The 4,678-nt window shown below is 72.9% G+C and carries 3 protein-coding genes and 2 pseudogenes; 1 reads left to right on the top strand and 4 read right to left on the bottom strand.

The window, feature by feature from the left end; all coding sequences use genetic code 11:
* Window positions 1-149: 149 nt before the first annotated feature.
* A pseudogene (locus tag AB0E96_RS38330) lies at window positions 150-1,373 on the bottom strand (MFS transporter); the annotation flags it as partial.
* A 211-nt stretch (window positions 1,374-1,584) separates the two neighbouring features.
* Here AB0E96_RS38330 and AB0E96_RS38335 point away from each other — a divergent pair.
* Window positions 1,585-2,457: a helix-turn-helix transcriptional regulator gene (locus tag AB0E96_RS38335; protein WP_359831043.1), complete on the top strand. Its 873-nt coding sequence runs from the start codon at window positions 1,585-1,587 to the stop codon at window positions 2,455-2,457.
* A 160-nt stretch (window positions 2,458-2,617) separates the two neighbouring features.
* On the opposite strand, the gene AB0E96_RS38340 is transcribed toward AB0E96_RS38335, so the two are convergent.
* The 3 genes and pseudogenes from AB0E96_RS38340 to AB0E96_RS38350 all read right to left on the bottom strand — a co-directional run.
* Window positions 2,618-3,292 (bottom strand): response regulator transcription factor, encoded by a 675-nt coding sequence (locus AB0E96_RS38340; protein WP_359831045.1) that lies wholly within the window; start codon window positions 3,290-3,292, stop codon window positions 2,618-2,620.
* Window positions 3,293-3,561: 269 nt separating this feature from the next.
* On the bottom strand, window positions 3,562-4,314 hold the full coding sequence (locus AB0E96_RS38345) for an ABC transporter permease (RefSeq protein WP_359831047.1): 753 nt from the start codon (window positions 4,312-4,314) through the stop codon (window positions 3,562-3,564).
* Window positions 4,307-4,678 (bottom strand): annotated as a pseudogene (locus AB0E96_RS38350) (ABC transporter ATP-binding protein); the annotation flags it as partial. The pseudogene AB0E96_RS38350 and the gene AB0E96_RS38345, both read right to left, overlap by 8 nt.

Raw genomic sequence — 4,678 nt, forward strand, 5'->3', positions numbered from 1 at the left:
TGGACCGCGAGGACTGGCGGCTCTTCCGGGTCGACCGGGTGAGCGGCCCGGCCACCACCGGCGTCCGCTTCACCCCGCGCCCGCTCCCCGCCGAGTCCGATGCCGGTGACGATCAGGCCGGCCAGGACCGGGCCGCCGTAGGGGCTGTGAGCCCCCGTCGCGCACCACATCAGCACGCCGCCGGCGGTGAGCAGGATGCCCGACGCCAGGAGCGGGCGTGGTCCGCGGGTCCTCATCAGCCGCCCGGAGACCAGCGCGGCGGCGGCGACGGCCAGGCTGACGGGAAGGACCGCGAGGCCCGAGGACGCCGGGGACATGCCGCGCACCTGTTGGAGGTAGAGCGGCAGCAGGAACAGCGAGCCGGTGACGCAGAAGTAGAACGCGCCGGCCACCGCCGCCGCGGTTCGCACGCCGCGCGTGCGCAGCAGGTCCCGGTCCAGCAGGACCGCGTCCCCGCCGCGGGTACGGCCGCGGCTCCACCACGCGTAGGCGGTGGCCGCGGCGGCCACCGGCATCGCGATCGCGAGCGGGCCGCCTCCGGGGCGGGAGCCCAGGTCCGCGCTGAAGACGGTCAGGACGATCGCCGCCACCAGCGCCGCGGCCCCTGCCAGGTCCAGGGGGCCCCGGCGCCGGTGTGCGCCCAGCGGCAGCCACCGCACAGCGGCCGCGGCGATGAGCGCCGCCGCCACGGCCTGCAGGGCGAACACCCAGCGCCACCCGAAGGCGCTGGTGACCACACCGCCGAGGACCAGGCCGGCTCCGTAGCAGCCCGCCTGCGCGGCGGAGAACACGCCCAACGCGCGCGAGCGCGCCGGTCCGCCGGGATACACCGAGGTCAGCAGGGCCGTGGCCGCGGGCATGGTGATCGCCGCCCCCGCTCCCTGCAGGACCCGTCCCACCACGACCACCCAGAACACCGGTGCCGTGAACGCCAGCACGGCGCCGGCCGCCACCAGCGCCAGGCCCCCGACGAGCACCCGCCGACGCCGAAGCCGGTCCGCCATGGCTCCGCCGCACAGCAGCAGGCCCGCGAACGCCAGCGCGTAACCGGTCACCGCCCAGGAGAGGTCCTGCGCCGACGTGCCGAACCGCGCGCCCACCGAGGGAAGCGCACTGTTGAGTACGGCGACACCACCGGCGTCCAGGCCCGCCGCCGCGCTCAGCACCACCAGGGGCGCGTACCGGACCGGCGCCGGACCACCGGGCGCCGGACCGTCGGGCACCGGACCATCGGGCCGCGGCGCCCCGGGACGCGTGCGCACCGCCGGATCGCCGGACACCGCCGAGGACGAGGCGGGCGGGGGCGAAGCGGGCGAGGCTGAGGCGGGCGAGGCTGAGGCGGGCGAGGGCGGTTCACCGGGACGTACGGGCATGTGCGGGCTCCAGGGACGACGGACGCGCGGACCCACCGACACGGCGGATCCGGCCCGTCGGTCACCAGGGCCGCCCGCGTCGTGCGGCACCAGCGGCAGCCAGTCTGAGCCGCAGCGCGCACCGCGACGAGACACCGCCGCGGGCAGGCACTCCCGGGGGTGGCCCTGCCAGGGCTACCCCCGGCCGCGGGAGGAGCCCGATACTCGACGCATGGCACCGTCAGCGGCACTCCCCGAACTGGCCCACTTCCTGCGCACGCGCCGGGCCCGACTGACCCCGGAAGCCGCCGGCCTGCCCCGAACCAGCACCCGCCGACTGAACGGACTGCGCAGAGCCGAGGTCGCCACCCTCGCCGGCATCAGCCCCGAGTACTACACCCGGCTCGAACAGGGCCGTCAGCGCCGCCCTTCCCCCGACGTTCTGGACGCCCTCGCCGGCGCCCTGCAACTCGACGCGGACGCCCGCCGGCACCTCCACCGCCTCGCCACCGACAGCCCGGCACACCGAGCCGGCCCGGTCGTCCGCACGGCCCCGGGCGTCCCGGAAGCGACCCTGCGGCTACTCGACTCCCTCACCCCGTGGCCCGCCCACGTGGTCACCCCCATGCGCGACATCCTCGCCTGGAACGACGCCGAGGCCTGGCTGCTCCTCGACTACGCCGAACTCCCCTCCGCGCAGCGGAACTTCGCCTGGTTCGTCTTCTGCGACCCCCGGGCGCCCCGACTCCTCACGGACTGGGAGAAGACAGCGCGCGGCAATGTGCACCGCCTGCGCCACGCGCTGGCCGCCGACCCGCACGACGAACGCGGCAGCCGGCTGGTGGCCGACCTGACCGCGCACAGCAGCCGATTCGCCGAGTTCTGGGAAGAGCACGACGTCCGCGGACCGGCCACCGGAACCCACGGATTCCGCCATCCGCGGGCAGGACGGCTCGACCTCGACTACACCGCCTACGTCATCCCCGGCACCCACGACCTCGAACTCGTCGTGCTGACCGCGGACGAGGACTCGCCCACCCACAAGGCGCTGAAGCAGGCCGCGGCGGAACGCCGAGCCCGCGACCGGCATCCCCCACGGACCTGACCCGGAATCGGTCCCGCCCACGTGGACGACGCGGTCGCGCCGGGGCGGCTACTCCTGAACTTCAGGGTGCCGAAGACGGAGTGCGCCCCGGTCGGCGACTCGATGGTGACGGACAAACTCCGGGCCGGCGTCGCGCGCCCCAGGTCCGTGCCCCGAGGACTCAGGCGGGCATTCCCGGTTCGGCAAGACCGCTTTCGTAGGCGATGATGACCAGTTGGGTACGGTCACGGACGTTCAGCTTGGCCAGGAGGCTGCTCACATGGGTCTTCACGGTGGGCAGGCTGATCACCAGCCGCTGGGCGATCTCGGCGTTCGACAGCCCGTTCGCGATCAGCACGAGCACCTCTTGTTCCCGCTTGGTGAGCCCGACGAGTCGCGGGACGGGCCGGGCCGCCTTCCGGGAGGGGGAGAAGGTCTCGATGACGCGGCGCGTGACCGTGGGCGCCAGGACGGCTTCACCGGTGGCGATGACGCGAATGCCGGTGACCAGGTCCGAGGGGGAGGCGTCCTTCAGCATGAATCCGCTCGCGCCTGCCCGGAGGGCCGGGTAGACGTACTCGTCCATGTCGAACATCGTCAGGGCGAGCACGCGTACGCCGGTCATGGTCGCGTCGGAGCAGATCTCCCGGGTGGCCGCGATGCCGTCCATGAGGGGCATGCGCAGGTCCATCAGGACGACGTCGGGCCTGAGTTCCCGGGCGAGTTCCACGGCCCGGATGCCGTCACCGGCCTCGCCGACCGTCTCCATCCCTGGTGTCGAGTCGACGAGGACACGGAAGCTCCCTCGCAGCAACGCTTGATCGTCCGCGATCAGCACCCGGACCGCCTCGGCCATCCCGCATTCCCCGCAAACCACTCATCGAGCCCTCGAAGCTCGCAACTCTAGCAGCCGCTCCTGTTGCACCTCCTGAACTGCCCTTGGCCGAAACCCCTGTTCGTCGAAGTACCGGCCCGGTGTGAACGGCCGGTCGGCGGTGACCTTCGCGCGGTCCTCGGCCGGTACCCGGTAGGCCCGGTTCGGCCCGGTTCGGTCCGTGAGGTGCCTGGGAAGCCGCGCATCGTCACGTCCCACGGTCATGGGGCGTGTGCCTCGCGGCCGTCCCGTCAGCCGTCACAACGCCGGTGACGCAGATAGCCGGCCGCCAGTGCCGCGACGGTCCACGCGAGAAGGACGACGAACCCGGTGAACGCGTCGTCCGAGCCGATCGTGAGCATCCGCATGCCGGCCCGGTCGGGGAGGTAGCGCACCACCTCCTTCGTCGCTCCGACGGTGGACAGGATCTGGGACCCGGCGAGCACCATCGGGAGCAGGACGGCCAGCGGCACGACGGCACCGCGGGCCGTCGCGGCCACGCCTGCCGCGAACAGGCTCATCATCGTCAGATGGACCACGGCGCCGACGAGGGCGCGGGGGACACCACTCGCGTCGATGCCGGCGCCGTGGGAGCCGAGGGCGGACTGGGTGAGCAGGTAGCCGAGGACGGTGGCAGGGATCGCGACGGCCATCGCGGCGGCGGCGGTGACGGCCGCCTTCGCCAGGTAGAGCCGACCTCGCCGGGGCACGGCGAGCAGCGAGACCCGGATCATGCCCGACGAGTACTCACCCGCGACGAGGAGCACGGCGAACACGATCAGCGCCAACTGGCCGTAGAGGACGCCGTCCAGACCTGTCTGCTCGGGGGTGAAGTCAGGGCGGAGCCGTGCGTTGTGGGAATCGATCGCCTTCCCCGCGGACCAACCGGCCAGGGCGGAGAGGAGGAGGCTGGCGGGCGGAAACAGCAGCAACGCGGCGAACGTGCCGCGGATACCTCTCAGTTTGGTGAACTCGGCCCGGATGGCCGCGGCCGTCTCAGACACGGGTGGTGCTTCCTTCTTCGCCGGTGAGTTTGAGGAAGGTGTCCTCGAGTGATCCCGTGCGGGTGGTCAGCTCCTCGAGCGGGATGCCGCCTGCCGCGGCCAGCCGGTTGATCTCCACCGCCGTCAGGCCGTCGACTTCCAGGCTGCCGTCGTGTGCGGGGCTCAGTGAGGCGCCCTTCCGCTCCAGGGCCTGCCGCAGGCGCAGGGGTTCGGAGGTTCGCACCCGGACATGGGTCCGTGCGTTGCGCCGAATGAACTCCGACGTGCTGGTCCGGGCGAGCAGTCGACCGCGGCTGATGACGATCAGGTGGTCCGCGACCTTGGACATCTCGGTCATCAGGTGGCTGGAGACGAGGACGGTCCG

It is taken from the genome of Kitasatospora sp. NPDC036755 (assembly GCF_040636595.1).
In the GTDB taxonomy this organism is placed as follows: Bacteria; Actinomycetota; Actinomycetes; order Streptomycetales; family Streptomycetaceae; genus Kitasatospora.

Coding starts and splice junctions, on each gene's coding strand:
- AB0E96_RS38340 (WP_359831045.1), bottom strand. CDS start 3,292: ATGGCCGAGGCGGTCCGGGTGCTGATCGCGGACGATCAAGCGTTGCTG.
- AB0E96_RS38335 (WP_359831043.1), top strand. CDS start 1,585: ATGGCACCGTCAGCGGCACTCCCCGAACTGGCCCACTTCCTGCGCACG.